The 2,488-nt window shown below is 56.8% G+C and carries 2 protein-coding genes; both read left to right on the top strand.

The features are described 5' to 3' along the window. On the top strand, nt 1-1,024 hold a 1,024-nt coding region (pta, locus tag RMSM_RS32365; protein ID WP_040770679.1), incomplete at its 5' end, for a phosphate acetyltransferase. Beyond that, nucleotides 1,021-2,148: an acetate/propionate family kinase gene (locus RMSM_RS32360; protein WP_008707616.1), complete on the top strand. Its 1,128-nt coding sequence runs from the start codon at nt 1,021-1,023 to the stop codon at nt 2,146-2,148. The genes pta and RMSM_RS32360, both read left to right, overlap by 4 nt. Nucleotides 2,149-2,488: the final 340 nt, after the last annotated feature.

Here is a 2,488-nt window from a genome sequence, read left to right as displayed (position 1 = left end):
CACCCGATTGCAGGCGCCTGATACGCACCGTGTCACCCCGATGTTGTTCGAATACTCGTTGATCCAACGGGCCCGAGAGAAACGAGTTCGCATCGTGTTGCCCGAGGGGAGTGAACCTCGCATTTTGCAAGCGGTCGATGTGCTCCGTCGCCGTGATGTGGCGGATATTGTTTTGTTGGGAGATCCCGTGGCGATTCGCGCCGCGGCAAGTCATGTGGGAGTTGCGATTCCCGAAGCGGGCGTGGAGATCATCGATCCCAAGAGTTCGCCGCTTCGCGAGTCCTTTATCAACGATTACTACGCGATGCGGAAACACAAAGGGGCCACGATGGACGTCGCGAGCGATCGGATGCTCGAAGTCAGCTATTTTGGCACGATGATGGTCGAAAAGGGGCTTGCCGGCGGCATGGTCTCGGGATCGATCCACACGACGGCAAACACCATTCGCCCCGCGTTTGAATTTATCAAGACGCGTGAAGGCGTCGGTTGTGTCAGCAGTGTCTTTTTGATGTGCCTAAAGCATGACGTATTGGTGTACGGCGACTGCGCGGTGATTGCCAATCCGACTGCGGATCAACTTGCTGAAATCGCGTCGAGCAGTGCCGACACGGCGCTACAATTTGGTATCGAGCCGAGGGTGGCGATGCTCTCGTACTCGACTGGGGAAAGTGGGCATGGCGAAGACGTTGAACGTGTTCGTGAAGCGACGGCGATTCTAAAACGCAAGCGTCCGGAACTGCTGGTCGAAGGTCCGCTGCAATACGACGCGGCGATCGATCCGGCTGTCGCGGCCACCAAAATGCCCAGCAGCGCCGTGGCGGGACGCGCGACCGTCTTCATTTTTCCTGACCTCAATACCGGCAATAACACGTACAAAGCGGTCCAGCGATCGGCCGGCGCGGTCGCCATCGGTCCCGTGCTGCAAGGTTTGCGAAAACCGGTCAACGATTTGTCGCGTGGCTGTACTGTGGCCGATATTGTCAATACTGTTGCCATCACCGCGATTCAGGCTCAGGACTCATGAACATCCTTGTCTTTAATGTTGGCAGCACCACGCTGAAATACGCCTGTATCGATTTGGCGACTGGAAGCCGAGTGACCGAGGGGCTTGTCGATCGCATCGGGCAAATCGGTGGCGATGCGACGGATCATTTGACGGCGGCTCGGATTGCGTTGGATCGGCACAAAGACTTTGCTCTGGCTGCGATCGGTCACCGCGTCGTGCAAGGGGGCGATCGCTTTGCTGCACCCACGATCGTCAATGACAAAGTGCTGATGGATCTGGCCAAGCTCGATACGCTTGCGCCGCTGCATAATCCGCCGGCAAGGACGGTCATCGAGGCGATGACCGCGCTAGAACTGTCCATCCCGCAAGTCTTGGTTTTTGACACGGCCTACTTTTCCAACTTGCCCCCCAAAGCATACCGTTACGCGATCGCCACGTGGGCTTACAGCGATCATGGGGTGCGGCGCTATGGGGCACACGGTACATCGCATCGTTACGTTACCGAACAAGCGTTGAATTTCCTTGATGCGGCACCCGAGCAACGTCGTGTCATTTCGCTGCATCTCGGAGGCGGCGCCAGCGTCACCGCGTCGATCGATGGTGTTGCGATCGATACGTCAATGGGGATGACTCCGCTAGAAGGTTTGGTCATGGCGTCGCGGACCGGCGACATCGACGCCTCCGTGCCGCTGTACCTGATGCGTCAAACGGGGATGTCGGTTGATGAAATCGATACGTTACTAAATAAGCAGAGCGGATTGCTGGGGTTGTGCGGCGATGTAGATATGCGAACGGTCCTGTCTCGGCGGCGCCAAGGAGATGCAGCAGCGTCGCTGGCGATTGAGATTTACATCCACCGAATTTTAAAATACATCGGTGGCTATTTTGCAATCCTGGGCGGACTCGATGTTCTGATTTTTACAGCGGGCGTCGGCGAGAATGCTGCCGAAATACGCAAACTGATCACGGCCCCGCTGGCGCATTTGGGAATCGTGATCGATGACCAAGTCAACGAATCGCTACGCGCCAATCAAGTGATTGTGGATTTGACGGATCCCACCGCCACGGTGCGGACGTTGGTGGTGGCGACCGACGAAGAACACGCGATTGCCAAACAGGTTTATGACCACTTGTTTGCGTAGTCTGTTAGTGCGTCCACTTTGGCTCTCCGCGAGCGAGTTGGATGTCAAATTAGTTGACGCCAGGGAGCGTGGTCTACCGAACGCACGGTCAGCGGTGTGGGCGATTATGATGGTGGGAACCGATTGGATCTTTTCCCTCCTCTTTAACCCGCATCACTAGACACCATGCTACGTTCTCTTTCTTTGCTGTGGTTGATCGCACTCATACTAGCTGGATTAGACACTTCGGTGGCGTTGGCGGAACGCGACCCGATTCGGCTGACGCACGGGCCGATGCTGGGGATGTCGACCGCCCATAGCGTCAAGGTTTGGGGCGAACATCGGACCCGGGCTCGTTCTT

This window comes from Rhodopirellula maiorica SM1, from assembly GCF_000346295.1.
GTDB lineage: Bacteria > Planctomycetota > Planctomycetia > Pirellulales > Pirellulaceae > Novipirellula > Novipirellula maiorica.
This window is presented reverse-complemented; position numbering and strand designations above follow the sequence as displayed.